The sequence below is a fragment of the Nostoc sp. FACHB-888 genome, from assembly GCF_014696655.1.
Taxonomy (GTDB): domain Bacteria; phylum Cyanobacteriota; class Cyanobacteriia; order Cyanobacteriales; family Nostocaceae; genus Nostoc.
In genome coordinates this window covers 1-26,507 of sequence record NZ_JACJQM010000075.1, presented here as the reverse complement: position 1 = coordinate 26,507, position 26,507 = coordinate 1, and the positions used below count along the sequence as shown (strand labels likewise).

Here is a 26,507-nt window from a genome sequence, read left to right as displayed (position 1 = left end):
ATAAGCTAATCGGCATTTAAGCTGCAATATAACTTACATTACCTTTGTTTTTGATTTTCCGATGCCACTTAATGACTAACTCGCCTTGATTCAACAAATTATCTAGCAGTGATTTTAACTCATCTACTGATTTAAATAACCGATGAGCAATATATTCCTTACATGAGTGCCAGACTAACTCGATAATGTTGTAATCAGGGCTGTAAGCAGGCAAGAACTCTAAAACAAAATTCGGAAACTCTTCAGATATTTTAACTAGAACGTCTTTGCGTTTATGAAAACTAGCATTATCTAAAATCAAAATAATTTTTGGACCATACTTAGCAAAATTTTCAGAACAGTTCCCTTGATTTACCCACTCCTGTTTGATTAATTCATTTAATTGTTGTAATTGTTCGTAAAAAATATCTGCATTACCTTTTTTGACGAAAAAGCATACCCGTTTTCGGTCTAATTCTCGGATTGCTCCCATCACATTGACACGTCCACAACGTCGTTGTCCTGAAACATTCTTGCGCTTTCCTTTTTTACCCCAATTCTTGCGTCGAATTACACGTAGACTAAAACCACTCTCGTCCCAAAACCATACCTGTAAACGTTCTGGCTGCTCTCGTGCGATTGATAGATATTGAGCAAGCTTTTCTTTAAATTTGGCCCTTTCTTGGGGGTTTTGTTTATCTTCTAAATCATATTTAGCCCAAATATAACTATACTTTTTTCTCTTTAATATCCTCCTCACCTGAGAACTGCTTAAATCAACACCTGTTTTTTCGGTTAAGTATGCAGCTAATCTTTCTGCTGTCCATTTTCCAAATTCGTAACCTAACTCTAATGGTTCTTGGTCAACAGTTTTTAATAACAGTTCAATATATTCAGGCGTGGCTTTTCGGTAATGTTCGTATTGTCTTTTATTATTATGTAGAGTTTCGAGATTATCTGGGTCTCCGTGCATACACCAATATGCTACTGTTCTGGGTGAACAACCTAAAAATTTAGCGATCTCATGTTGCGGTTTACCATCGTTCTGGAGCAGAATAATTAGAATTCTTTCTCTGACATGCGGTTGGTCACTCTCTTTTAGAGCTTGTTGTAACTGTGTGACTTGTTCCGTCGTTAAAAAGTTCTTGGCTGGTGGTGGCATAGTTGTTTTTAAAGAGCTTCATTTTATTATTATGCAACTTAAGCGCCGATTAGCTTAGCAGACAAAAACTGAAGCAAAAATGTCTGTCGCATTATTTCGTAGCCTAGTTTCGACTTCAGAAATACTTGAAACAACAGCATCTATTTCACTTTGGGAAGACAGTAACTTTACTACAGCAGCCCCATCTCTTCATACTCTTGTTTTGGCAACGGTATTGCCTGAAATTATCCTATTGTGCGTGCATTAGTACTTGAGCTACCCGCTTTCAACAGCGAGAAGTAGCGGAGATGGAAAACGAGCGAGGCTTAGAAGTCAATCACTCAACAATTTTCCGTTAGGTGCAAAGGTATGCTCCAGAACTCGACAAACGAATTCGACCGCACTTGAAGCCAACCAATGACTCATTGCGGGTGGACGAAACCTATATTAAGGTGAAAGGCAAGAATAGATACTTGTATCGGGCAGTAGATTCAGATAGAAACACCCTGGAGTTCCTGCTCATAGCGATTACGGGACGCTAAAGCCGCGAAACGTTTTCTTTGCAAGGTTTTGAGTCCAGTTCATAACCAAGAGCCTCATGTTATTAAGGGAAATCCAAGAAATAAAATGCCCAGCCGTCGCTTTCGCCTTCAAGGCGAAAGCGCCTGAATACCTCGGTTTTGCCAAAAATATTGTTGATACGGCTGGGCATTTTATTATTGCTAAGGGCCTTATCAAAACGGAGAGCGCACCATATCGATTGATGAAATGACTGATATTCAAGTGAAACTAAACCCAGTATCTCGTTTCAACTCGGTTGAGAACAGGTAAGATCGGACAGTAAACCCGCAACTTAACTGCAAAAACTGAGGTAGAATACCTCTGTAGTTACAATACCTTCGCCAATTTACGAGATCGGGTTGATTTATTAACGTCCTGTTCTCAAAGGTTTGGCAAAAACAATAAGTTCTAAAAACTCCTTCAAGGTTTCCCGCAAGCATTTTTTAATGTATTGCCTTCAGTATCAAGGGTTTGAGCTTACAAGGTAACTTGGAAGCTAAACGCTTATTTATGAGTCATTTTGCCGTTTTTGCCAAAATTTTTGTAGGCTCTTATTTTGACAAAGGTATTGAATTAGGGACTTTATTCTATAACTCTCCTTTAAAGGATCGGTAGTAAAATCGAATTCGGCTCACCCCCTTTGCCTCAACTGACCAAAATTACAGTCATTTTGTAGGTTTGTCTATGCCCTCATATCCCCTCTCCAAATATAGACGTGACCGAGGGGTCATCCTGACTCATCAGGGATGGCACAAGCTGCAACAAGCCAGGCAGGAAGTAGAGGCTGAACAGAACTGGGGGCAACGCCTTACCCACGAGCAACTTAGTGAGCGTACGGGTTTATCCCTACGTACCATCTCTCGTATTCTCAAGCGCGAGGTAGGCGTAGACAGGCAATCGCTGGAGTCCTTCCTGAGCAATTTTGGCTTAAAGCTATCTCAGGGAGACTGTGCCCCACCCGTCTTCCCTTTTGAACACCTGGCAGCCCGACAGGAGAACCAGCAGCAGAACTGGGGAGAGGCGGTAGATGTGTCCGTGTTCTACGGTCGAGAGGAGCAACTGGCACAGATGCAGCAGTGGATCGTGGAAGAACATTGCCGTTTAGTGGCGATTTTGGGAATTGGCGGCATTGGTAAAAGCACGCTAGCAGTGAAGCTAGGGCTGCAAATTCAAGCCGAGTTTGAGGTGGTCGTGTGGCGCTCCCTCCAGAATGCACCACCATTGGAGGAATTACTGGAGAGTGTGCTGCAATTCCTGATGCGAGTGCAGGGAGAAGACCCACTGGTACCCACTGGTCTAGATCAAAGATTATCTAAGTTAATGGAATGCCTTCGACAGAAGCGGTGTCTGCTGATCTTGGACAATGCTGAAACGATTTTAAGCAGTCGTGAACAGGCAGGGCATTATCTGGCAGGCTACGAAGGCTATGGGCAACTGCTGCGGTATATAGGAGAGTCACTGCATCAAAGTTGTCTGATCTTAACCAGTCGGGAAAAGCCCAAAGAAGTGACACTGCTCGAAGGCAACGGGTCGATAGTGCCAACGACTGGTTGTCGCGTCTGTGCCTCATTGCAGCTTACAGGACTGAAGCTAGAAGAAGGTCGAGCCCTGTTTCGGGACAAAGGACAATTCACGGCTACAGAAGCAGAGTGGAACATCCTGATTCGGCACTATGCGGGTAACCCATTGGCCCTAAAACTGGTAGCAGCCGCGACCCAGGAACTCTTCAACGACAGGATTGTAGAGGTGGTGAAATACATTGCTCAAGGCGTGCTGGTTTTTGACGATATCCGTGATCTACTCACGCGACAGTTTGATCGCCTATCCGAAGTCGAACGGGAGGTGATGGTCTGGCTAGCAATAAATCGAGAACCCATGTCCATCGAGGAGTTGAGTGAAGATGTGGTCAGTGCTGGCTCAAAACGAGAGCTGCCCACGGTACTAAGCTCTCTGTTGAGACGTTCTTTAGTTGAGCAGGCTGCCGCCCGGTTCAGCCTTCAGCCCATCGTCATGGAATACGCCACGGGACAACTGGTTCAGCAAGTCTGTGCCGAGGTTGAGAACCAAGATATGAAGTGGTTGAGGACGCACGCCCTAATTAAAGCCCAAGCCAAGAACTACATTGGAGAAATTCAAAGGCGACTGATTGTGCAGCCAACGCTCGAGCATCTGCTGACTATCTTTGGCAGCCCACGAGAGATAGAGCAGCGGTTAATGAAACTGCTGGAGCTACAGAGGAGAGTACCATTGCAGCCTGGATACGTGGGTGGAAATGTTTTCAATTTGCTGGTACATATGAAAACCGATTTACGGTGCATTGACTTCTCTAAGTTAGCTGTATGGCAGGCTGACTTGCGACAGGTCAATTTAGCTCAGGCTAATTTTCAAAATGCAGATATGGCAAAGTTTGTGTTCTCTGAAACTTTGAGTGGGGTGGTAGCGATCGCTCTCAGTCAGGATGGACGCCTACTGGCAACAGGGGATACGGATGGGACGATTCGTGTCTGGCTGGTGGCAGATGGACAGCAACAATTAACTATTCAGGGACATAGCGGCTGGGTTTGGGGGATCAGCTTCAGTCAGGATGGACAGACCTTAGCCAGCGGTAGCGACGACCAATCCATTCGGCTATGGGATGTGCAGACGGGTCGTTGCCTGAAAATGCTGCATGGTCATGCCAGTGCGGTTTGGTCAGTGAGTTTTAGCTCCTTTGACGCTAGCCTGCCGCTAGGCATTGGACAGATGCTCGCCAGCGGCGATCAAAATTCCTCAGTTCGACTTTGGAATGTGAAAGATGGTCAGTGTCTGAAAGTGTTGCAGGGGCATCAGGGTTGGGTTCGCTCTGTCCGCTTCAGCCCAGATGGGCAAGTTCTGGCGAGTGGCAGTTTAGACGGCTCAGTTCGGCTATGGGATGTAGAGACAGGACGTTGTCTGCGAACCCTAGAGGGTCATGCGGGTGGAGTCTGGTCGGTTCGCTTCAGCCCAGATGGTCAAAGATTAGCCAGTGGCAGTTATGACAAAACCATCCGCCTGTGGAATGTAAAAGATGGTCAATGCCTCAATGTGTTTCAGGGTCATACAGGTTGGGTATTGTCGGTCTGCTTCAGTCCCAATGGTCAAATCTTAGTCAGTAGCAGCGATGACCAAACCATTCGCTTGTGGACGGTAGAGGATGGTCAATGTTTTAAAGTGTTACAGGGACATGCTAATTGGGTATGGGTTGTCCTTTTCTATATGCATGGTCAAATGCTAGTCAGCGGTAGCCATGACCAGACTGTACGATTTTGGGATGTTGAGAGTGGTAACTGTGTGAGAGTTTTGCGCGGTCATACGCAAGCAGTGTGTTCGCTGAGTTACACTTCCAAGGGGAATAAATGGACTGGCAACGAGATCGCCAACCGTTTCCCCTTCCCAATCCTTGCCAGCGGCAGTTTAGATGCGCTAGTAAGGTTGTGGAACGTGCAAGAGGGTCAGTGTTTCCAAGTCTTATCTGGACATACTCAGGCGGTCTGGTCTGTCAGCTTTAGCCCCAATAGTCAACTGTTAGCCAGCGGTAGTAACGACCAAACCATTCGCCTGTGGAATGTTTGTAGTGGGGAGTGCTTAAAAATCTTACGAGGTCACACAGGAGAGGTACGATCGCTAGTTTTCAGCTCTGATGGTCAAGTTTTAGCCAGTAGCAGCAACGACCAAACGATTCGCCTATGGAATGTGCAGGAGGGACAATGTTTCAATATTTTGCAGGGACACACCAGTTGGGTTTACGCAGTGAGCCTCAGTCCCAATGGTCAAATTCTTGCCAGTGGAGGTTTTGACTCTCTTGTGCTGTTGTGGGATTTCTCCACGGGTGAACAACTCAAAACGTTGCGAGGGCACTTCAATGGCGTTCTCTGCCTTGGCTTTAGCTCAGATGGGCAAACTCTAGCAAGTGGTAGTGATGATCAAACCATTCGCTTGTGGGATGTGGAGAGGGGCGAGTGCCTCAACACGTTCCAGGGACATACAAGTTGGGTCTGGTCGGTTGTCTTCAGTGCTGATGGACAGAGGATAGCCAGTGGCAGTAACGACCAAACAATTCGGCTATGGGATGCTCAAACGGGTACTTGCATAAGAATATTGGAGGGGCATACCAGAGGGGTTTACTCATTGCACTTCAGTGCAGATGGTCTTACGCTTTGGAGTGGTAGCCAGGATGAGACGATTAAGCTTTGGGATCTCAGTACGGGTGAGTGTATTCAAACGTTGAGAAGCGATCGCCTTTATGAGGGCATGAATATTAAAGGAGCAATAGGGTTAACCTTTGCACAGAAAGCGACCCTAAAGGCATTAGGAGCATTGACGTAACTTGTATTACAGGGAAAATAATTTCGCCTCTGCTTCATGGCTGGCTTGTTGCAGCTTGCGCCATCCTTCGGGAGTCAGGATGACCCCCTCGGTCACGTCTAGATATGGAGAGGGGATGTGAAAGCATAGACAAACCCACAAAATGTCTGTAATTTGGGTTAATTGGGGCAAAGGGGAATGGCACTAAGAAAAGCGCAAATGTATTATTTACAAGGGTTTCATCACTTTGGAAAAAGTAGGCTAATAAAGCAGCGATGGCGCAAGCGCCCACCTTCTCTACGAGACGCTTCGCGAACGGCATCGCAAACTGAGAGTTGCAGATTATTCTGATTCCCGACCTTAAAACTATTAGTTTCCTAAACCCCTTACTAGGCAATTATTTCAGTTTTTCTTAGTGCCATTCAGCTCCAATGCTTGACTTCTTCCAGATTCTTATGGAGTTAGCGAACCTGCTTTGGTGTCATTCCAGTAATGCGCTTGAACTGTTGCGTCAGATGGCTTTGACTAGAGAAGCCAACCTGTAGAGCGATTTGTGCGATCGCTAAATCCGTTTTCGACAGCATCAATTTCGCCTGTTGCACGCGCTGTTGAATCACGTACTGATGGGGCGAAATCCCCATTACTTGCTTAAACAAACTCGCAAAGTAAGTCGGGCTGATGTTAACAACACTTGCCAGTTCAGCCAAGGATAAATCTCGATTCAGATGAGCGTGGATGTAATCGACCGCCTGCTGCAACTGAGTACGAGTTAAGCTGCTGTTTTGTAATGCAATTGGTTGCGCCAGGGTCGAATAGTGTCGTAGTAAATGAATCACCAGAATTTGAGTGAGTGATTCGACATATAATTGCCCCATCATCCCACCCGATCGCAATTCAGCGAACATCAGCATTCCAATCTGATGAAGTTGCAAATCTTGCTGACCGAAACAATGCACAAGGTCGAACCTTTTTGAATCAATGTCAGAGGCTTCAGCAACTTGTTTAATGAATTCCGATTTTAAGCAGATGTGCAGCGGAGCGCAAATGACATCACTCATATCTGGAGCTTGACACCAATAGCTCGGTTGTCCCGCCGGAACCAAGAAGCTGTCCCCTTTGTGCAGGATGGATTCATGCAAGCGATCGCCCCGTTTCTGAACTAACGGGGCGGGATGTCCTGTATGAAAGTAGAGCCAGTGATCGGAGAGAGCAGGGAGTTCCATTTCAAAAGCTGAAGCAGGACTTTGACACTGCTCAACCAAAACACCATTCCAGCTCATTTGCCGACTGGAGAACATCAGCGTTTTATTCCACTGTTGGCTGAGTTCGAGCGAGTTGAGCAGGTTGCTGGTCATAGAGCTTGCTCTTACCGATTGCTTGCAGTTGCAGAATAAACACGTACTGGCTTTTTTCAGCCTGATCCTGGCGCAGCAAAGATATTTACCAGCCAAAAATCTAACGCTGACAATACATCGTAACCTTGATTCCGCGATTGATGCTTCTCCCATTGGAGGGATTTCGCCAACCCAGTAAGCAGATAATTACTTAAGGGCTGCTGTTGCCTCAATCTCAACTAATGTTTCTGGGGAGGCGAGTGAGGCAACACCGATGCCAGTAAGCGCGGGGCGCGAGTCTGCCAGAAATTGTGCGAGAATTGGTGCAATATCCTCAAAGAATTCTCCAAATTCACCGCGAATGTAGATGCGAAGGTTCAGCAAATTCTCTACGGAGCTTCCCGATGCATCTAGGACGATCGTTAGGTTATTTAGCGCGTTCTTGAGTTGCCCCTCGACGGTGTGGGATGAAACTTGGTGGTTCATGTCCCAGTCAACTTGACCCGAGATGTAGACGGTGCCTGTCGCGGTATCGATAACAGCGTGGGACAATCCGTGTGGTTTGCCATCATACCGTTGTGGCGGATTCACAAGTTGCTTTCTCATGGTGTCTAAGTCCTTTTCTACATATATATCTGGAGTGTAGCCAGTTCCCAAGCTTAATTTCTTTCAGATTCTTAGGGTCGTTTGTCAGATTCTTATGGTGTTACTGTGCGATTGAAAACAAGCACTCCGCTCCGTCTCGCAAATAAGAGCAGCAGTTTCTTCCCCTTCTACATCGGGTTTGTCGCAGAAGACCATTTTGCGCCCGCAGTACCAAAAGCGCGCTGCTTTGCAGATACCGCAAGGGTGGCGGTTGCTCTACCAGTTCCTGATGTTCCTCTAGCAACTAGCCACTTTGTCTTGCAATATCATCCTGTTTCTCCTGTTCCAATCAATGTTGTCCTTCAGCACACAATCAAATTCTGATCCGTTTAGGAATTACCAACGCCGTAAAGCTGGTCTAATTTTCTGTAAACTTCAGCACAATTTTGCCCCGTGTTCCTCCCTGCTCTAGATGCTGATGTGCCAGAACGACCTGATCCCAAGACAATACTGAATCAATCACTGGGCGAAGCTGATGACGCTCGATGAGTTTTGTCGAAGCCTCTAATTTTGCTCGGTACTGGGGTGACAAAACAAAACGCTTTGGCGAGTTAAACTGCGATCGAACCCACTCCACCCGCACCCGCATGGATGAGAACTGTTTCACCAAATTGTAGATTACCCCTAGTCACTAGACAATCCCAAGCAGTTCCGCCTGCAAGCGGAAAAGAAGCTGCTTCAATGTGCGATAGATTTGCAGGCTTCAATGCAACAATCGTTGCATCAGCCACATGATACTGAGCATAGCTACCGAATTCTCCAAAGACTTGCGGCGAGTAATACAAGTTGTCTCCCACCTTGAAATGAGTCACGGCTTCGCCAATTGCCTCAATCACCCCTGAAACATCGACTCCAAGAATGGCGGCCAATCGAACCAGTTCCTTGTAATCACCACGACGAGTTTGGTAGTCGATCGGGTTAATCGAGGTTGCACAAACTCTAACTAATACCTGATTCGCCTTCAGTGTTGGTATGGGAACAGTTTGAATCTCAAACTTCTCAGCATCACCAAAAGCATTTAATACGGTTGCTTTCATAGATTCCATCTGTGCCAAATCTTCTTGATGTAGAATAAACAGTGACGGGATTTCAATACCATTGAGCATAAGTAAGTTCTCCCTAACGGGAGCAAGTCAGCACGATTTGGTAAGGTAGTTACCGTTTAGTAGCAAATGCAGATATCACAGCCTCGTAGCACACCAAAAAAGTTTCCTCGCTCCCACCCAAGCGTTGCCTATATTGTGGAGCATACGCTTGGGTGTAAATGGATGTTGGAAGTTTTACGCTTAATTCGCGCAGGCATTAAGCGTCCAGGAGCGGATGACACGCTTGAAAAGCTGAAACACTTGTGGTTAAGCAGTTTTTAATTGCTTTTGTAATTCATGCCGGGATTTAGTCATCAAGGGGTAAATTTTTGGGCGGCGGAAAGCAGACTCGTGGTTCACTTCTACCTGGGCGCGAGGGAACAACCTTGTGGGCTATAACAAATGGCACGCTTGATAAGCGTAAACCCCTGATATTACTGGCTTTTGGGTATAGGGTGTAGGGTTAAGGGTTGGAAGAAGATGTTGTTCTATTTGATGCACTAAAATTCAATTTTCTTAACACACTTAGGCAGCATGTAAAAATAAGTTGTACAAATTTAATCTGGAACGGCTTGTGAGCTTAACTTCCCCATAAAAATTGTTCAAGTTATTTTTGCAAGGCTCCTTAGCCTACACCCTACCCTCTACACCCTGCCCTGACTAGGTTTCATCTTTTCTTAGTACCATTCGGGCAAAGGGGGTGAGCCGAATTCGATTCTACTACTGATCCTTTAAAGGATAGTTTATAGAATAAAGCCCCTAAGTACAAAGGTATTCTACCTCACTTTTTGCAGTTAAGTTGCGGGTTTACTGTCCGATCTTACCTGTTCTCAACCGAGTTAAAGCGAGATACTGGGTTTAGTTTTGAAGGAGATGATGATATGTATACCACGGTTACTGGTTATACTTACGGCACTGAGGAAGTTGCCAAGTCACCGCTGTCAATGGAACATCTAAGCTTACTCAAGCAGACGGTGCTGTTTACAGAGGAAGATGAGAAATACCTGCATCTGGCTGGAGAAGTTCTGCAAGACCAAATTGATGCGATTTTGGATACGTGGTATTCCTTTGTTGCTTCTCACCCTCATCTAGCGCAATACTTCAGCACTCCAGACAATCAATTGATTGACGAGTATCTTGCTACTGTTCGTCAACGATTTTATCAATGGATTCTGGACACCTGTAACCGTTCTTATGACCAAACCTGGCTCGACTATCAACAAGAGATTGGTTTACGGCATACCTATGCTAAGAAAAATCAAACCGACCATGTTGTCTCTGTGCCGCATATTGGACTGCGATACATGATTGCCTTCATCTATCCGATTACAGCGACCATTAAGCCGTTCTTGGCTAGCAACGGGCATGATGCTGAAGAGGTTGAGAAGATGTACCAAGCTTGGTTTAAATCAGTCACGCTTCAGGTTACGCTTTGGGTTTATCCCTATGCAAAAGATAACTATTTTTAGCCCTTCACATCCGTCTAGGATTTTTGATAATTCTCCAACAATTTTCGATACGATCGCGTTCGCATTGCCATTACCGTCACAATAAATCCACTCAATCCGCTCACGGTAAATAAAAGCGCAATTTCTCGATCAGTTCCCGTCGAATCACACCGAAATAGGCTCGCTAATACCATAAGAATCTGACAAATGGTTGTAAGAATCTGAAAGCAGTTAAGCATTGGAACTTAGTGCACTTTAGGTACAAAGAATCAGGAGAATTCAATACAGACTTCTCCGCATATAGAGCAATATACAATTGCAAAAGCTTTTGCCGCTCATTTAGTAAAGGTTGGAAAGGACAACTCTACATTTCTGGACAAGTGGACTGGAACCAACAATATGAGACTACAGAGAAATCTGTTGAAGAACAAACGAGGAGGGCGCTGAACAACCTCAAAATTGTCTTAGAGAATGCTGGATCGTCAGTCGGTCAGCTATTGCATATTCACGTTTACGTTCATGGAGAACTCGGTGAATACATGAATACCATTGCCCCTATTTTCTCTGAGTTTGTAGGTGAGTCTCGTCCTGCCGTGACTGGAATTGGAGTCGCTTCTCTAGCATCACCAGGAACTCTTGTTGAGATTGAAGCAGTAACAAGTGTTAAATAATCGAAGAATGAGGGCCGTCCTCGCTCTACAGTTTTTGTCCAATACTTAACTAACCGACATAAGATATGGAACAGAATCCGATTGCTCAAGTTTTTGCTGCTCATCTCGCATTAATTGGAACAGATGTGAAGGCTTGGTCTGATCTCTTGGCTGAAGATGCGATCGTAGAATTTCCCTATGCATCTGCGCTAGGTGCAATTGGTCGATTTGAAGGCAAACCTGCGATCTATAACCACATGAAGAACACAGTCGCACAATTGCAAAACTGGGTCTTTACGGATGTTCGTGAATGTCAAACACTGATTCAAAATGTTCTGTTCGCTGAATTTCATGGGGAAGCTGTGCTTGTGGCAACGGGTCAGTCCTATCAGCAAGACTATGTGGTGCGACTAGAAACAAAGCACGAAAAGATTATTCACTACCGCGAATACTGGAATCCGGTTGCGATTCTTGGGATAACGGGCAGCAGAGAAACTTCTCGCCCAGCTTTAGAGATAAAGTTATAGAGAGAACAAAGATGAAAATTGTAATTGCAGCCGCATCTGGTAACATTGGACGACGCATCATAGAAAAAGTCATCCAGGCAGGAGCCGAAACGATTCTCCTAACCCGACATCCAGAGAAGTTGGCAGATTTTGTTACTCAAGGTGCGATCATTCAACAGGTCAGCAGTGATGATGCTCAAAGATTGATAGAGATTACCCAGCAGGCAGATGCTTTGTTTTGGCTAACACCACCGAAGCTAGATGTGTCTAACTTGAGTGATTGGTATCTTCAAACAGCAAAGGCGGGCGCGAACGCTGTATCTGCCAATGGCATTGCAAGAGTCGTGAACATTTCAAGCATTGGTGCAGGTGCAAAACCAAATCTGGGCACAGTCTCATTGAGTGGAAATGTTGAATCGATCTTCAATCAAACGGCTGCCAATGTAGTTCACTTACGTCCCGGCTATTTTATGGAGAATTTCCTGGTGCAAATCGAGACGCTCCAAAGCGATCCCACGGTTCGGTTTTCTTATCCGAGTGACCATGATATTCCCTGGATTAGCACTGATGATATCGGAGATGTGGCAGCACACTATCTCCTGAATCAGCGTTGGGCGGGACAGTGGACTCGTAATTTGATGGGGCCCGAAAATCTAACATTGCTTGAAACATCTGCTATCTTGTCGCGAGTGCTGGGCTATTCGATCGAATACACTCAAGTTAGTATTGAATCGCTCCAGCAGCAGTTTGCAGCAATGGGCGCGACTGCTGAGGTTCAGCGCGAAATGGGTGATCTGTTCCGTGCGCTTGGCGATCCGGATGGAGTTTATGCCACAGCACGAACCCCGGAGGCAAAAACACCCACAACATTTGAGCAATTTGTCAAAAACAAAATTCTTCCCAATCTCGTAAGCCTATCAAGCAAGGTAATTATCCCCAATTGTGGCAACAGTGATCGCCGCAAAGGTACGAGCAGCAGCACGGCGGTAGCCTTCACGTCGCCAGAGCAAACCTACATTACGTCGTAAGGCTGGAGCAGCAAGTTCTACAGCACACAGTCCCTCTGCTTCTTTCAAGCGTAGCGCAAGTGCTGGCAGCACAGTTGCGGCTCCAGTGGCTTGGACAGTAGCAAGTACGCCGCCAATGGTATTCATTTCAACCAACAACTTGGCATATGCACCAGCAGTTTTTAGTCCCTCATCTACAAGTCGTCGCGTGTAGAAGCCTGGCGGAAGTAAGATTAACGCTTCATCTTTGAGTTCGTCAAAACGAACCAGCTTCTGCCTAGCTAGTCGATGAGATGTTGGCAAAATAAGTACTAATTTTTCATCAAACAGAAGCTCTGCCTCTAGAAAAGGAGAGGTAGGGGGTATGAAGCTAATTCCCAAATGCAATTTTCCTTGTTCAATTCTAGACTCTATCTCGTCAGCAGATAGCTCCTGAATGCGGAGTGAAATCCTTGGGTAAGCAGTGGTAAAGCGAGCTACTAAGTCTGGAATCATATAAGCGTTTACCGTCTGCACGACTCCAACAGCTAGCTCTCCTCCTTGTAATCCCTCTAATTCTTGAATGGCTTGTTGTGCTTGCTCTAGTTCAGTAAATATTCGTTGTGCATGAGCTTGAAGAATCTCACCCGCCTCCGTGAGCATGACACGCTTGCCGATGCGGTCAAATAGGGTTGTACCCAAGTCTGCTTCTAACTGCTTGATTTGTTGTGACAGTGTCGGTTGAGAAACATAGATGGCTTCGGCAGCACGGGTAAAATGAGCAGCTTCTGCTACAGCTAAGAAATATCGAAGGTGACGTAATTCAATCAAAATCTGCATCGAGCGTTATAGGTTACACCTATCATATCTATCGAAAATAAGTCTTGCACCAATCAAAACGGCATGTAGATAATTAAGGTAGTTCGTTGAGCAAACAACAAACTAACTAATCAGGAGTTAAACCTGACTACAGAAACAAACGGAGAACCAAGAATATGGATACAGTTAAATTTCACTCAGCAGATTTTGATAAAACTCCGCCAACCGTCCAAGTTCAGATACCAAAGCGGTTAATTCATCAAGGTGTTGAGTCAGGTACTATCCAAAACGCCTACTCCCAAGCTCGCAAACACCCAGTTTTCTTCATCGATCTGCCGTCGATTGCAATTAGCATGACCATCGGTGGGCTAACTCCAAATGGGCGTTCCAATCGACACCGCCATACTTATGAAACAATTCTCTTTGTTCTAGAAGGGCAAGGTTACAGCATGATTGAAGATCAAAAAGTGGAATGGAAAGCAGGAGATGCCGTTTATATTCCAGTATGGGCATGGCATCATCATGTCAATCTAGATCCAGACAAGCCTGCCAAGTACTTAGCTTGTGAGAATGCACCAATGCTTCAAAACATGGGGAATTTAGCTTTGCGTGAAGAAGCTAATTAGACTTGTCGCTTTATAAAAAATTAGTGGCTGAAACCCTTGTTTTGCCTGGCTCGAAAAATTCAAAACCTTTATTAGGCGACAAGTCTATTAGTTAGGAGAACAAAAAAATGCCAAATTTAAATTTGCACGGCATCATTGCCTATCCTGTTACCCCATTCAAGGACGGTGGCGAAACGATTGATACAGATACATTATCTCAATTGATTGAGCAACTGATTGAAAATGGCTCTCACGCAATTGCCCCTTTAGGTAGTACTGGCGAAAGCGCTTACCTCTCAGATGCTGAATGGGAGGAAGTAGCGTTCGTTTCGATTCATCAAGTAGCTAAACGAGTCCCTACTGTTGTTGGCATTTCAGAACTCACTACACACAATGCAATCCGGCGTGCCAAGTTTGCCCAGCAAGTCGGATCTGACGCAGTTATGGTGCTGCCGATTTCCTATTGGAAACTTTCCGAGCGTGAAATTTTTCAGCATTATGCTGCAATTGCCCAAGCAATTAGTATTCCAATCATGGTTTACAACAATCCTGCTACAAGTGGGATTGACTTATCACCAGAGCTAATTGCTCGGATGGTGAAGGAGATTGATAACGTTACTATGGTGAAAGAGAGTACAGGCGACATCCAGCGGATGCACCGTTTATACGAGCTTTCTGATGGCACCATTCCCTTCTACAATGGCTCCAACCCGCTGGCACTAGAGGCTTTTGCTGCTGGAGCAAGTGGCTGGTGTACTGCGGCTCACAATTTAATTCCAGAATTTACTACTGCACTTTATGAGTTCGCCCTCAAGGGAGATTTGTTTGAGGCTCGACGGATTTTTTACCAACAATTGCCGTTACTGAAATTTATCCTCAAAGGAGGGCTACCTACTACGATTAAAGCCGGTTTACAGCTTTTAGGAATTAAAGCTGGAACTCCCCGTCTGCCTATGCTGCCACTAGATGAAACTGAAGTGAGACAGCTAGATAGCATATTAACACGACTCGGCAAAGGACAGTTAGCCATTTCACTAAGCAAATAGGCTGAGGTAGAGGACTGCTCCATTTAGGTGGCTTTACCTAAATAGCTTTGAAGGGTGTTGAAATTAGAAGAAATTCTCTAATCCCATTACTACTAAGTGCTAGAACACCGATTCAGTAATCGCAGAACGAAAGAAAAATCAGGTTGAATTAAAGTAAATAATGGGTAAAAAAGTAGAGTAAACACTTGCCAGACAACACTTATAGCAACAAACAAGCTTTGAGGGAGATTTAATAAAGTCTCAAGGATAGGCATAACCACAATTGATGTAAATTCAGGTAATAAATGTGCATGACCAACAGCGAATCTACGTATGCGACCCCAGATATGGCAGCCACCGATAGAACTATCAGCATTAGAGCAAAGTATCGTCAAACGAATTAAACGAGCAAAGCTGTTTACGTTCTTAAGGCAATATCGTGATCAGTTATTTGATGAGGAATTTCAAGCAGAACTGGGCAAGCTTTATGCAGATTCTGCCAAAGGGCATCCACCAGTAGCGCCAGCACAACTGGCATTAGCAACAATTTTGCAAGCTTACACAGGCGCTTCAGATGCGGAAGCAATTGAAGCACTGATCATGGATAGGCGTTGGCAGTTAGTGCTGGATTGCATAGATTGTGAAAATGCGCCTTTTTCCCAGGCGACATTGGTCAGATTTCGCACGGCGCTAATTATCCAAGGTCTTGACCGTAGGCTGATTGAGAGAAAAATAGAACTAGCAGAGCAAACGAAGGGTTTTGGCTCAAGGCAGTTACGGGCAGCACTTGATTCCAGTCCGTTGTGGGGAGCATCGAAGGTCGAGGATACATATAATTTGTTGGGTCACGCGCTAAAAAAAGCGATTGGTGTGATAGCTAACCAGCAGGGGCGGGGGCTGGCAGAAGTTGCCAATGACATTAAGGTAGACATCGTTGCGGGTTCGAGCTTGAAAGCCGCTTTAGACTTAAACTGGGATGACCCAGACCAGAAAAATTTGGCTTTAAAAATTGTATTAGACGCAATAGATCGACTTGAGACTTTTGTACAAGCACAACCAGAAAATACCGAACACCCTCAAGTTCGTTTGGCTTTGGAGACCGCAAGGCTAATTGAAGCCCAAGATGTGGAAGTGGATGCTCATGGTGAGATAAAACTACGAACAGGTGTTGCTAAAGAACGACGTATCGCAATCGTTGACGAAGAAATGAGACATGGGCGTAAAAGCAAAACTCAGCTATTTGATGGTTATAAACGTCATGTCTTACGAGATTTAGACAATGGGCTGGTTCGCGCCGTTGGGGTAACAAGAGCAAATATCCCTGAGGCATCTGTTACTGATGCGATCGCCATCGATTTAAAATTCCAGAAAGTGAACCTGGTTGAGTTACACATCGACCGCGCCTACCTCAGTAGTTCTTTGGTTCAAAACAGAACCCAGGAACTGACTGTTTACTGTAAAGCTTGGCAGGTAAGAAATGGTAAGCGGTTTACTAAAACTGCTTTTACTTTAGACTGGGACAATCAGACTATCTGTTGCCCTAATCAAGTCACTTTACCTTTCGCCGTTGGGGGCAAAGTCCAGTTTCCCAAGCATATCTGTGCAAGTTGTCCGTTCAGGGAACGTTGTACTACTTCCAAAACTGGACGCAGTGTTTCTATTCATCCTGATGAGCCGTTATTCAGGGAACTACAACAACGTCAATTAACCCCTGCTGGTCGTACCAAGCTTAGAGAACGTGTTGCTGTGGAGCATTCCTTATCTCATATTGGTCGGTGGCAAGGAGATCAAGCTCGTTACGTTGGTTCTCGCAAAAATCTATTTGACCTCCGCCGTACTGCCGTTGTCCATAATCTTCATGTCCTTGCCAAAATTGTTACTAACACTACTGAGCAGTCTGCTACTTAATTCTGATTACTGAATCGGTGTTCTAGCTTATAGGAGAAGAAAAAATGGAGTTGACAATTTTGCAGTTTTTAAGTACACAGGCAGTTACTGGAGAAGATGTCTGTCGAATACTAGGCTTTGAATCAAAAGCCTTTAGGCTAATCACACACGAACTTTGGAAAAACGAATTAATTCAGGGAGAAGTTGCGGACGGTTGCTGTTGTGCTCCTTGTGGCAGTATGTGCGTTAGTGCAATGAAAATAAATAGGGTTTGGCGATTATCCACCAAGGGCCAACTACTCCTCAAAATAGCTTCTTTAGAGAACAAAGCTTTTGACGCAGCTTAATCTACCACCACTGCATTTTTAGATTGATTCATCCTTTTGAGCGGCTTGAATTAGGTCGAAAGCAGCTGAATTTACTTGAAATTGAATTGCTTAAATACCCATGAAAAATGCTATTGCCATTCGACATGTTGCTTTTGAAGATTTAGGTAGTTTAGCTCCAATTCTTTTGCAACAAGATTACGCTATCACCTACTTAGAGGCTGGTTTTGATTCCCTTGCTGAAATTAATCTGCTGGCTCCAGAACTCCTGATTATTCTAGGTGGGCCAATTGGCGCTTACGAGGAACAAGATTATCCCTTTTTACTGGATGAACTGCGTTTACTAGACCAGCGATTAGCAACTGATTTACCTACTTTAGGTATCTGCTTGGGGTCTCAACTGATAGCACGAGTTTTAGGTGCTAAGGTATACCCTGGTATGTGTAAAGAAATTGGTTGGGCACCTATCCAACTTAGTGAGGCAGGTCAACAATCGCTTTTAAGCCATTTGGTAATAGAAAACACGTCAGTTATGCACTGGCACGGGGATACTTTTGACTTACCACAGGGCGCTACTCACCTTGCATCTAGCTCATTGTATTGCAATCAAGCTTTTTCCTACGGTAAGCATTGCCTGGCACTACAATTTCACCCTGAAGTGACAGCAACAGGATTGGAACGGTGGTTTATTGGTCATGCTTGTGAGATTGTTACCACTCCTGAATTAAGCCTTAATAAGTTACGAGTAGATACTGCTCGTAATATCAACTCGTTGGAAGTTCAAGCTGCTCGGTTCTGGCATAAGTGGCTAGGCTCTCTTCAGTCTGATGAAACTAGTAGAAAGTAAAGATTGAATCAACTAGAACAATTTCTAAACAGCGGGTAGAACGGGCAAAACTCTGATGAGTTATTCAATCTGCAACATGAAAAGGAGAAACCATGACAACAACGTATGGTCAGAGCAATACTTTGTTCAAATATCTCGCAGCACTGCTTACAGGACAGCTTTTTCTGCCTGAGGACGCTGCCTATGAATCGGTGCGCCAACTCTGGAATGGCAAGGTGAAGACTCGACCAGTGGCGATCATTCGTTGTTTGAGTATCCAAGATGTCATTCATACGGTTCGCTGGACACATAAGCATGGGCTGGCACTCTCGGTTCGGGGGGGAGGACACGATTTTGCTGGACGAGCTTTGTCTGAGAATGGCGTGGTGATCGATCTTTCCCAGATGAGAGCCGTCACCATAGATCCAGTTAGTCGCACAGCCCATGTTCAAGGTGGAGCAACGGCTGGCGACCTGATCCAGTCAGCGCAGAAATATGGGTTGGCAACAGCCACAGGAACCATCTCCAGCGTTGGGATGGCTGGATTTACCTTGGGAGGAGGATATGGTCCTCTGACGGGTGCTTATGGACTGGGTGCCGATAACCTGCTGTCAGCACAAGTGGTAACTGCCAACGGACAGCTTGTGACCGCAAATGCCGAGGAATATGCAGATCTGCTTTGGGGATTGCGCGGAGGCGGGGGCAACTTTGGCGTTGTCGTTTCCCTGGAGTATCGCCTGCATCCGCTCATCACGGTGCTCTCTGGTATGCTGCTGTATCCTCTGGATCAAGCCAGAGCGGTGTTACGCCGCCTTAATGAGTTTATCGCAACAGCACCCGATGAATTGACGATTGCGTCTGGATTCTTCCAGATGCCAGATGGTTCAACAGTTCTCTTTCTCTCACCCACCTATTGTGGTCCGATCGAAGCAGGTGAACAGGTGCTCGCACCTCTGCGTACCTTTGGCTCTCCGCTGGTTGATCGAGTGCAACCTATCACATACAACGCACTGATTCATGAGTTGGATGCTATTGCCCCGAAAGGTCGTCACTACTATATTCAAACGCAATCGCTCAGTGGTCTCCAGGCTGAGACCATTGAGGTGCTGATCGAACAGGGACTGCCATTCTCTTCCTCCTTTTCGCTCATCGAACTCCATAACTTTCATGGAGCCGCAAGCCGTGTGGGTGTGTCCGAGACTGCTTTTGCGCTGCGTCAGGATCATCTGATGGTTCAGGCAATCGCAGCTTGGGAGCCACAGTCTCCAGACGACGAGCAACGGCATATCCAATGGGCACAGAACATTTCACAGGTACTTGCACCCTATGCTTTCAAATGGGGGTACATTAATGCCCTGGATGAGCAGGAGCAAGAGCGCGTTCGGCTTGCCTTCGGATCGAACTATGAGCGATTGCTCGATCTCAAACGAACCTACGATCCGGATGATGTCTTTCGTTCGACGATCGGACATGTCGAACCATAATCATTAGGAGCAATTTCATGACGCAATCTTTCTGTTTTTTTGGTTCTCATCTCACTATCCTTGCCAATCACACCACAACCGCTAGAGCATTTCGTCAAAATCTACACTTGCAAGGACTGAGTTGCAAGATTTAAGTTACCACAAAACCAATTGTAAGCACGACAGTCACATTAATATCCTAGAGCGGTAAAACTTGCTAGAGGTAGATTGGAAGCATAGTAAACTCGTTTGATATTTTCTAAGACGCATACGTAATTAAGCCTTTAGTCTCACCTCTCCAGTTAGTTTTGCCGTTCTAGTTAATATCAGAGGTCGAATTATGAAACACTCAGCAGATTTCTTCGTTCGTAGCGCGGTCACGGAGACCACCCGATCCTACATGGGCAGTCTCATGTCTTTTCTCGTGACATCGGTCGAGACCGAAAACCGCTTCTTTCTTCTGGAGCTTCGGATGAAACCGGGAAATGAACCGCCGCCCCATCTCCACTATGACCAGGATGAGGTGTATTACATTCTAGAAGGCGAACTTGAGGTGTACTGCATGGGCGAAGTCCGGACGGTGCGGGCAGGCGAAACGATCTTCCTCCCCCGGAACCAGGCGCACGCGTTCTACTACCTGTCGCCCACCCTCCGGTTCCTCGCCCTGTTGCAACCGGGCGGTCCAGGCGGGTACAGTCTGGACAGGTACTTTGAAGCGATGTCGAGTCCGTCCACCAATATGCAACTACCTGCGATCGCAACCACATACGCGCTCTCCGATCCAGCCCCCGCCATCGCACTGGCTGCCAAGCACGGAGTCAAGATGCTGACCCCGGAAGAAACGGCGGAACTGTTGCCCCACTACCTCGGCTTTGGGGTACCGCGAAAGAACCGGAGTCATTAACTTCTGTCTTCAACAAGTTTCTGCCACACGACCTAAATTACAAGGTGAAGATGAAAAGACGTAACTTCCTTGTTAGCAGTATCCTAGCACTTTCAACATCTGTTGCTTTCGGTCGATATAGGGTTTCGGCAGCTTCTCCAGTCGAATCAGATGAGCGATCGAAAGCCATCTTACTCATTCATGGTGCGTGGCACTCATCATTACATTGGAATAAAGTATCTGGTTTACTTACAGGTATGGGGCACCATGTTGTTGCTATAGACCTGCTTGGGCACGGACTTAATGCAAAGTTTCCTACCTCATATCTTCAGCAAGAGCTGACTGTGTTCGCAACTGAAAAGTCACCCCTTAAAGCGATCACCATCACAGATTATGTGAATGCCGCAGTCGAAGCAGTACGTGCCTTAGCTGCCGACCGAAAGCTTATTGTTGTGGGTCACAGTATGGGCGGAATTGTAATCACTCAACTGGGTGAAAAGGTGCCCGATCTCATTGATCGACTTGTTTACCTCAGCGCTTATTGCCCGACAGAACTGCCAAGCCTTCTTGCCTACAATGATCTGCCTGAGGCTGCACCTGCCCAATCGCGTCAAAGCAAGACTATTGTTGGCAACCCTGCCGAAATCGGCGCAGTTCGACTCAATTTGCGATCGACCGACCTAACTTATCTAGAAGAGCTTCGTCAAATCTTCTATAACGACGTTCCGATGAAGGGTTTTCTTCCTTACGCTCACAGCTTGACTCCTGATCTGCCCTTAAGTCCCTTGGCTGCCGATACTAGGGGATCGGCTGCACGTTGGGGGGGCGTGCCCCGCACATACATCCGCTGCACTGAAGATAATGCTATACCTTTAGCCTTGCAAGACCTGATGATTAGGCAGGCTGATGATTTGACTCCTGGTAACAAATTCGATGTGCAGACGCTTAACTCTAGCCATTCACCATTTGCCTCACAACCTGAATTGCTGTCCGATATTCTCGACAGGCTACCCTAGCTTGGGCTACTGGGGCATGCTTTAAAACTATCGCATTATTACCGCCGCAATCAATCCGCTCAATTCGCTCACGGTAAATAAAAGCGCGTATTAGAGATTTGAATAAGGCTGTTTGCTAAAGATGAGCCAGCCTTGATTGTGTGTTGTCTACCAGGAAGGAAAACAAAACGATGAAACTCAATTCCTACATACAAGATTTTGGTGTTCGACCTCAAAAGCAGAATCTGGAGTGGTCAAACCAGTCTCACCTCAAATCATCGCAGCAGGAGCTCCAGGCTGATACTTGGGTACACCTTTTGGAACTTCCCAGTACCTTTAGTTTTGACGAAGCACTGCTACTTTGTCAGGTATTAGAGGATCAGTGGGCAGCGTGGATTCCCGAGCATGGTGAAGCGGTGCTACACACCCGTCAATTTTGCGCTCGCTTCTAGATGACTTAGGTGCAACTCGAGTTTTGAACTATGTTAACCGCAACCCAAATCATTGAATTTTGCTCTACAGACCTCGACAAAGAGGTTGTTCATTTGCTTAATTACGCAAGAACTAAGTTACTGACCAAGATGCCACGACAGCTAAAAATGACATCCTACTTGCGACTTTGTTGCCTTGGTATTCGCAAGCTGCGCCAGAAGCCGGGAGTAGCAGGCAAGCTTAGCCTAAACGAGGCATTTGACGATTCCTATTCGCATTTACTGCAAACGCTTTGTAATCACAATCCTGAATGGTGGAGGCATTGCTGGAGCAGCGATCGCGGCATCCTTAAATCTGATGAGCCAACGATCGACAAACTACTACAACCGCTAGAGTATTTCGTCGAAATCTACACTTGCAAATACTCAAGCAATCAAAAGCTACCTTAAACAGCAACATAAGATGAGCCACAAGAGTTCGACCCTTGCCTGATCTAGGCTGCAATTTGAGCTGGATAACACATAATGGATTCTCAGACATTGGCTAGCAAATGCCAGAAGTCAGCGGATATTACCAACCCCTTGTGGTAGCGCGTAAGTATTGAAAAGGAGTAGATCATGATTACCGCATTAGTTCAATTCAACCTGTCCACTCCCCTAACTGGTAACGAGGTTAAAGAAGACTTTTCCAATCTTGCGCTTAGGCTCCGTGAAGTACCGGGCTTGATCCGGAAATACTTCTTGCTATCCGAAGATGGCAGGATGGCTGGGGGCGTTTACCTATGGGAATCTAAAGCGGCTGCGGAACGCCTCTACACCGACTACTTTAAAAAATCCATTGTCGAGCGATATGGCTCTGAACCATCGGTAACTTACTTCGAGAGTCCGGTAGTGGTTGATAACTTAGTGGACGAAATTATCAAAGACTGATAAATAAGGAACGCCATACGAGGCTTTGTTAACATTTCTAGAAATCCATATCACCAATTGTTAGCCAAATATTAGCGAGGTGAACTAGCAGGTAGAACGGCAAGCTTCTGTGCTAGTTCAACTGGGGCTGATTGATGTGGCTGCCTTACCCGTTGTAAGTGCTGCAAATGCTGAGAAGGTTCTCAATTTTAATTTGCCATCCAAGGCATTGATGCCTCGCACCCATTAGAGCAAGTTTTCCACCACAACTGTAACTGAGCAGTAAAAACTGGCGCAATGAGCAAATGAATAGCGCTCTCTCCAGGATTTTTCAACTACAAAAGGAGAAAACGATGAAACTTGAAAATAAAGTGGTTTTGATTACGGGAGCAACTTCGGGAATTGGCAAGGCAACCGCTAAAGCATTCGGTGTTGCAGGAGCTAAGGTGGTTTTCTCAGGACGACGCGAACCAGAAGGTAAAGCAACGGAAGCTCAGCTACGAGATGCTGACATTGACTGTTTATTTGTGCGATCAGATGTCTCGAACGAAGTCGATATTAAAGCGCTTGTGCAAACCACCGTCGATAAGTATGGACGACTCGACTGCGCCTTCAATAATGCAGGCATCGAATCGATCGTAAACCCCCTGCACGAACAATCAATTGAGGACTTTGACAAACTGATGGCGATTAACGTACGGGGACTGTTTTTATGCCTGAAATATGAAATCCAGCAAATGCTGACTCAAGGATCTGGGGCGATCGTCAATACCTCCTCGTTGGGAGGATTGATTGCGTTTCCAAGGACATCTCCTTATATCGCGAGTAAACATGCAGTCATGGGGCTGACACGAGCGGCAGCGCTGGACTATGCCAAGCAGGGCATTCGGGTTAATACAGTGAATCCTGGAGGCACTGCAACTGAGATGCTAGATCGCAGCCTTAGCCAGATGGGGTTCACATCTGATAATTTAGCATCTACGGTTCCGATGGGGCGCATAGGACAGGCAGAAGAAATTGCTCAAGCTGTTGTCTTTCTATGTTCTGATGTTGCCAGCTACATCACTGGACAAGCGCTGGTTATCGATGGTGGATTCACAGTGACTTAATTTTTTATTGTTGATAATGGATTTACAAGGAGTTCCTCATGGAAAGGTATTTAGGCGCAGTTGAACATTCATACTGGCTCTACAACCAGTTTTATCCAATGGATTTTGCCACCGTTGCAAAACTTCAGGGACAGTTTAGTTTCGATCAACTTTCGACGGTGCTTAGGCAAGTTCAGCAACGCCATCCACTGCTCCGAGTCCGCATTGCCCCTGACGCGATCGGACAGCCTAAATTTGTCGAAACCGATGACGAAATTCCGCTGCGGCTGGTTGCGAGAACGAACGATCGGCACTAGCAAGCAGAACTCGAAGTCGAACTGGCTCACTCATTAGATTGGCAGGTTGCACCCTTATTGCGAGTCGTGCTGCTGCAATCGGGGGCTGAATCCGAACTGATGATTATTTGTCATCATGCAATCTCAGATGGGCTATCGGGTATTTATCTGATGCGAAATGTTCTTCAAGGGTTAGGAGGCAAAATATTTGAGCGATCAGAATTTTCTGCGACATTATCGCTTGAATCAGCGATTCCTGGCATCGCACCATCTCCAGAAGCGACCGTTAAGCCGACGGACTATGTACCAACCCTGTCTCGTCGTCCGCGACCCCACATTCGCACCGTTGTCTTATCTCCCGAACTCACCCAGCAATTGATCCAACGCAGTCGAGCCGAACACACAACCGTACACGGTGCAATCAGCGCGGCGTTCTTGCTCGTGCTCACTCAGCAAGACGTTAAACCCAGCGATGTGATGCGATGTTTACACCCAGTCAATGTGCGATCGCAGCTATCCTTGCCGATGCCAGATGGAGTTGGGCTTTATATTTATTTCTGTATGACGGCACATTCCCGAATGGCGGATTCCGCGTTTTGGGACGTTGCTCGCTCAGTCAAATCTCAACTTTCACGAATCGACATTGCCCAGCAATTAGTCGAGGAGCGTCAACTTCGACAACCCGCAATGGCGAATCTCACCGATGCCACCGCCTTTGCTGAAGAAGTGCAATCGCAATATCACTGTCAACTGAGCGTCACAAATCTCGGTCGCATCGATATGGCTCAACAATACGGTAACATTCGGATTGAAGCACTCCATGCACCTGTTGTCATGCCAAGTGTGGTAGGGCGGATTGTTGGAGTTGCAACCTTGGGCGATCGCCTCGCCCTCACGATTTCATCTACACCGCTGATTGATGTAGATCGGGCCCAGAGCGATTGGGCTGCAACTGCCTTTTTATCGGCAGGAGTGAAGCGTTTAGAGCTTGCAGTTCAAGCGATTCACCGGAATAACCCCAAAGCAAGTTTGCTAACACTGTAAGAATCTGACAAATCATTGTAAGAACCTGAAAGAAGTTGAGTGTTGGAACTTATTACAGTTTAGACAGACCAGGGTTAGCAACTTCAGAAATAAACGACTGTAGCTTCCTCAGAACTTGGGCTGGTGTGAATGTTGACGACACGATTCATTGACCAACTGGAGTATACTCATGTTCAAATCTTTCTGGCTGTTTGCCTCTCACCAACGTAACGTCTTGATGGTATGCACTCATAGTACTTTCTAACTACTTCCATTCGCTTTAGCTCTTAATTCATACAACAGGAGGTTGTTATGAAACGTTTTCTCATTGCTTTGCTCGGTATTGGTTTAAGCCTCGCATTGACAATGCTCCACTCCAGTGTTCAAGCAGATGCCCGTCCTATAAATCAACCCCTAGCAGCACCAGTTGCACGATCGACTGCTCAAGTTGTGCCAACTTCAAAGTCACCTGATCTAGAAATTTTGGACACTAGGGTTCGTTATCTCAAAGATGCAGATTTGCTAATTTTTGAGCAAATTGTGAAAGGAACGGCTGGCAAAACACTGCCTAAACCTCAGGGTAGCGTTAATGGCGCACCTGTACTGGGTTATGTCTTTCCAACGACTCTAAAACCCGAAGATGCTGGATTTAGGAAGGTTGAAGGGATTTTGGCATTAGCAGTCACGTCTCATCCAGATTTCGATGACACGCCACTATGGGATGAGAATAACAACTCGAATTATGCCGATGATGGCATTATTTTTCATAGTCATTGGGTTGTACTGGTCAAAGATGATCGCGTTCCTGGTGGCTTATCGGTCAAGCAGTTCAACAAAACCGACAAAACTGTTGTGCTTCCACCCACCAATCCTGGTATGCCAATGTACTTGGATTCTCCCGGTTTCCCGGTTTTGCTAAAAGGTAACAAGCTCAGTGTTCTGGTTCCGGCTCAACGCATTCGATCTAAAACAGAGTTCAAGTTTGATGGAGTGGTTGCTTATATGCAGGTGAATACCACGAACAAAAATCTCCCCATGCTTGGGGTCTATCAAGCGTATAGCGTTAGTTCAGGGAATTTAAGCCTTCCCTACAGTGTGCAACCTCAGTAACGGAGAAAATTAAATGGCTCTCAATGGAATGGCACTAAGAAAAGCTGAAATACTTGCCTGGTAAAGGGTTTAGAAAAATAATAGTTTTAAGGTCGGGAATCAGAATAATCTACAACCCTCAGTTTGCGATCGCTGCTTCATTAGCCTACGTTTTTCCAAAGTG

Annotated in this window: 30 protein-coding genes and 1 pseudogene; 22 read left to right on the top strand and 9 right to left on the bottom strand. The window is 45.9% G+C overall.

Annotated elements, in window-relative coordinates; genetic code table 11:
* Positions 1-16: 16 nt before the first annotated feature.
* Positions 17-1,141, bottom strand: a complete 1,125-nt coding sequence (locus H6G26_RS28585) for an IS630 family transposase (RefSeq protein ID WP_190733525.1) — start codon at positions 1,139-1,141, stop codon at positions 17-19.
* A 191-nt stretch (positions 1,142-1,332) separates the two neighbouring features.
* Here H6G26_RS28585 and H6G26_RS42965 point away from each other — a divergent pair.
* Together H6G26_RS42965 and H6G26_RS28575 are read left to right on the top strand one after the other, a co-directional pair.
* Positions 1,333-1,681 (top strand): annotated as a pseudogene (locus H6G26_RS42965) (IS6 family transposase); the annotation flags it as partial.
* Between the two features lie 684 nt (positions 1,682-2,365).
* Positions 2,366-6,025, top strand: coding sequence for an NB-ARC domain-containing protein (locus tag H6G26_RS28575; protein WP_190733524.1), 3,660 nt, complete (start codon positions 2,366-2,368; stop codon positions 6,023-6,025).
* Positions 6,026-6,059: 34 nt separating this feature from the next.
* On the opposite strand, the gene H6G26_RS28570 is transcribed toward H6G26_RS28575, so the two are convergent.
* The 5 genes from H6G26_RS28570 to H6G26_RS42955 form a co-directional block, all read right to left on the bottom strand.
* A complete protein-coding gene (locus tag H6G26_RS28570) occupies positions 6,060-6,326 on the bottom strand; it encodes a hypothetical protein (protein WP_190733522.1) in 267 nt (88 codons plus the stop codon).
* 139 nt (positions 6,327-6,465) lie between these two features.
* Positions 6,466-7,359, bottom strand: a complete 894-nt coding sequence (locus H6G26_RS28565) for an AraC family transcriptional regulator (protein WP_190733520.1) — start codon at positions 7,357-7,359, stop codon at positions 6,466-6,468.
* Between the two features lie 186 nt (positions 7,360-7,545).
* Positions 7,546-7,995, bottom strand: coding sequence for a RidA family protein (locus H6G26_RS28560; RefSeq protein ID WP_242053929.1), 450 nt, complete (start codon positions 7,993-7,995; stop codon positions 7,546-7,548).
* A gap of 346 nt (positions 7,996-8,341) precedes the next feature.
* Positions 8,342-8,560, bottom strand: a complete 219-nt coding sequence (locus tag H6G26_RS42960; protein ID WP_347242512.1) for a zinc-binding dehydrogenase — start codon at positions 8,558-8,560, stop codon at positions 8,342-8,344.
* Entirely contained in the window at positions 8,535-9,089 is a 555-nt protein-coding gene (locus H6G26_RS42955; RefSeq protein WP_242053928.1) for an alcohol dehydrogenase catalytic domain-containing protein, read from the bottom strand. Before H6G26_RS42955 ends, H6G26_RS42960 begins: the two co-directional genes overlap by 26 nt.
* A 66-nt stretch (positions 9,090-9,155) precedes the next feature.
* Here H6G26_RS42955 and H6G26_RS28550 point away from each other — a divergent pair, with 66 nt between their 5' ends.
* Complete coding sequence (locus H6G26_RS28550) at positions 9,156-9,350, top strand: hypothetical protein (protein WP_242053927.1); 195 nt, start codon at positions 9,156-9,158, stop codon at positions 9,348-9,350.
* A 599-nt stretch (positions 9,351-9,949) separates the two neighbouring features.
* Complete coding sequence (locus H6G26_RS28545) at positions 9,950-10,537, top strand: protoglobin domain-containing protein (RefSeq protein WP_190733518.1); 588 nt, start codon at positions 9,950-9,952, stop codon at positions 10,535-10,537.
* A 14-nt stretch (positions 10,538-10,551) separates the two neighbouring features.
* Here the strand turns inward: H6G26_RS28545 and H6G26_RS42130 are convergent, their stop codons facing one another.
* On the bottom strand, positions 10,552-10,710 hold the full coding sequence (locus H6G26_RS42130; RefSeq protein ID WP_206757563.1) for a hypothetical protein: 159 nt from the start codon (positions 10,708-10,710) through the stop codon (positions 10,552-10,554).
* A gap of 114 nt (positions 10,711-10,824) precedes the next feature.
* Between H6G26_RS42130 and H6G26_RS28540 the strand changes: the two genes are divergently transcribed.
* The 3 genes from H6G26_RS28540 (at position 10,825) to H6G26_RS28530 (ending at position 12,700) form a co-directional block, all read left to right on the top strand.
* Positions 10,825-11,187, top strand: a complete 363-nt coding sequence (locus H6G26_RS28540; protein WP_190733531.1) for a Rid family hydrolase — start codon at positions 10,825-10,827, stop codon at positions 11,185-11,187.
* A 65-nt stretch (positions 11,188-11,252) separates the two neighbouring features.
* The gene (locus H6G26_RS28535) at positions 11,253-11,693 is read left to right on the top strand and encodes a nuclear transport factor 2 family protein (protein ID WP_190733516.1); all 441 of its coding nucleotides are present in this window, start codon (positions 11,253-11,255) and stop codon (positions 11,691-11,693) included.
* An 11-nt stretch (positions 11,694-11,704) separates the two neighbouring features.
* The gene (locus H6G26_RS28530; RefSeq protein ID WP_190733514.1) at positions 11,705-12,700 is read left to right on the top strand and encodes an NAD(P)H-binding protein; all 996 of its coding nucleotides are present in this window, start codon (positions 11,705-11,707) and stop codon (positions 12,698-12,700) included.
* Here the strand turns inward: H6G26_RS28530 and cynR are convergent.
* On the bottom strand, positions 12,590-13,498 hold the full coding sequence (gene cynR, locus H6G26_RS28525) for a transcriptional regulator CynR (RefSeq protein ID WP_199327127.1): 909 nt from the start codon (positions 13,496-13,498) through the stop codon (positions 12,590-12,592). The genes H6G26_RS28530 and cynR overlap by 111 nt on opposite strands.
* A gap of 155 nt (positions 13,499-13,653) precedes the next feature.
* On the opposite strand from cynR, the gene H6G26_RS28520 reads away from it, so the two are divergent.
* The 7 genes from H6G26_RS28520 (at position 13,654) to H6G26_RS28490 (ending at position 20,513) form a co-directional block, all read left to right on the top strand.
* Positions 13,654-14,103 carry a cupin domain-containing protein gene (locus H6G26_RS28520; RefSeq protein WP_190733512.1) on the top strand — a complete coding sequence of 150 codons (450 nt, stop codon included), beginning with the start codon at positions 13,654-13,656 and terminating at the stop codon, positions 14,101-14,103.
* A gap of 107 nt (positions 14,104-14,210) precedes the next feature.
* On the top strand, positions 14,211-15,128 hold the full coding sequence (locus H6G26_RS28515) for a dihydrodipicolinate synthase family protein (protein WP_190733510.1): 918 nt from the start codon (positions 14,211-14,213) through the stop codon (positions 15,126-15,128).
* Between the two features lie 312 nt (positions 15,129-15,440).
* The gene (locus H6G26_RS28510) at positions 15,441-17,015 is read left to right on the top strand and encodes an IS1182 family transposase (RefSeq protein WP_190733509.1); all 1,575 of its coding nucleotides are present in this window, start codon (positions 15,441-15,443) and stop codon (positions 17,013-17,015) included.
* Positions 17,016-17,059: 44 nt separating this feature from the next.
* A complete protein-coding gene (locus H6G26_RS28505) occupies positions 17,060-17,341 on the top strand; it encodes a hypothetical protein (RefSeq protein WP_190733506.1) in 282 nt (93 codons plus the stop codon).
* Positions 17,342-17,441: 100 nt separating this feature from the next.
* The gene (locus tag H6G26_RS28500; RefSeq protein WP_190733503.1) at positions 17,442-18,167 is read left to right on the top strand and encodes a glutamine amidotransferase; all 726 of its coding nucleotides are present in this window, start codon (positions 17,442-17,444) and stop codon (positions 18,165-18,167) included.
* Between the two features lie 92 nt (positions 18,168-18,259).
* Positions 18,260-19,630, top strand: a complete 1,371-nt coding sequence (locus H6G26_RS28495) for an FAD-binding oxidoreductase (protein ID WP_190733502.1) — start codon at positions 18,260-18,262, stop codon at positions 19,628-19,630.
* A 319-nt stretch (positions 19,631-19,949) separates the two neighbouring features.
* Complete coding sequence (locus H6G26_RS28490) at positions 19,950-20,513, top strand: cupin domain-containing protein (protein ID WP_190733500.1); 564 nt, start codon at positions 19,950-19,952, stop codon at positions 20,511-20,513.
* A gap of 37 nt (positions 20,514-20,550) precedes the next feature.
* On the opposite strand, the gene H6G26_RS42950 is transcribed toward H6G26_RS28490, so the two are convergent.
* Positions 20,551-20,691 carry a hypothetical protein gene (locus H6G26_RS42950; RefSeq protein WP_242053932.1) on the bottom strand — a complete coding sequence of 47 codons (141 nt, stop codon included), beginning with the start codon at positions 20,689-20,691 and terminating at the stop codon, positions 20,551-20,553.
* Here H6G26_RS42950 and H6G26_RS28485 point away from each other — a divergent pair.
* The 8 genes from H6G26_RS28485 to H6G26_RS28450 all read left to right on the top strand — a co-directional run bounded on the left by H6G26_RS28485 (position 20,681) and on the right by H6G26_RS28450 (position 26,344).
* Positions 20,681-21,508 carry an alpha/beta fold hydrolase gene (locus tag H6G26_RS28485; protein WP_347242513.1) on the top strand — a complete coding sequence of 276 codons (828 nt, stop codon included), beginning with the start codon at positions 20,681-20,683 and terminating at the stop codon, positions 21,506-21,508. The two genes, H6G26_RS42950 and H6G26_RS28485, sit on opposite strands and share 11 nt — an antisense overlap.
* A gap of 170 nt (positions 21,509-21,678) precedes the next feature.
* Positions 21,679-21,939: a hypothetical protein gene (locus tag H6G26_RS28480; protein WP_190733496.1), complete on the top strand. Its 261-nt coding sequence runs from the start codon at positions 21,679-21,681 to the stop codon at positions 21,937-21,939.
* Between the two features lie 30 nt (positions 21,940-21,969).
* Positions 21,970-22,368, top strand: a complete 399-nt coding sequence (locus H6G26_RS28475; RefSeq protein WP_190733494.1) for a hypothetical protein — start codon at positions 21,970-21,972, stop codon at positions 22,366-22,368.
* A gap of 168 nt (positions 22,369-22,536) precedes the next feature.
* Entirely contained in the window at positions 22,537-22,848 is a 312-nt protein-coding gene (locus tag H6G26_RS28470; RefSeq protein ID WP_190733492.1) for a YdhR family protein, read from the top strand.
* 332 nt (positions 22,849-23,180) lie between these two features.
* Positions 23,181-23,936: a glucose 1-dehydrogenase gene (locus H6G26_RS28465; protein WP_190733490.1), complete on the top strand. Its 756-nt coding sequence runs from the start codon at positions 23,181-23,183 to the stop codon at positions 23,934-23,936.
* Between the two features lie 38 nt (positions 23,937-23,974).
* Positions 23,975-24,232 carry a hypothetical protein gene (locus tag H6G26_RS28460; RefSeq protein WP_190733488.1) on the top strand — a complete coding sequence of 86 codons (258 nt, stop codon included), beginning with the start codon at positions 23,975-23,977 and terminating at the stop codon, positions 24,230-24,232.
* 66 nt (positions 24,233-24,298) lie between these two features.
* Positions 24,299-25,255, top strand: a complete 957-nt coding sequence (locus H6G26_RS28455; RefSeq protein WP_190733486.1) for a hypothetical protein — start codon at positions 24,299-24,301, stop codon at positions 25,253-25,255.
* A gap of 291 nt (positions 25,256-25,546) precedes the next feature.
* Positions 25,547-26,344, top strand: a complete 798-nt coding sequence (locus H6G26_RS28450; protein ID WP_199327126.1) for a hypothetical protein — start codon at positions 25,547-25,549, stop codon at positions 26,342-26,344.
* The last annotated feature ends 163 nt before the right edge of the window (positions 26,345-26,507 follow it).